This is a genomic window from Arthrobacter sp. K41 (genome assembly GCF_059089645.1).
The window spans coordinates 1-213 of record NZ_JBNHEW010000023.1 but is presented as its reverse complement, the minus strand read 5'-3'; the positions used below and the strand labels follow the sequence as shown (position 1 = coordinate 213).

Below are 213 nucleotides of genomic sequence, written 5' to 3'. Positions count from 1 at the left end.
CGGCGCAGGTGGAGAACGCTGCCGAGATCGCGATGGAGCATAACCTGGGCCTGACGTGTGATCCGATTGGCGGGCTGGTGCAGGTGCCCTGCATTGAGCGGAACGCGATCGCCGCTGCGAAGGCGATCAACGCGGCGAAGATGGCGCTCTGGGGTGACGGCTCCCACCGGGTGTCCCTGGATGAGGTCATTGTGACCATGCGCGAGACCGGAA

At 65.3% G+C, this 213-nt stretch carries 1 protein-coding gene; it reads left to right on the top strand.

Translation table 11 applies throughout. From position 1 onward, the window contains the following. Positions 1 to 213: L-serine ammonia-lyase, iron-sulfur-dependent, subunit alpha (locus AC5RTE_RS17185; protein WP_494042586.1), on the top strand; the 213-nt coding region annotated here is incomplete at both ends.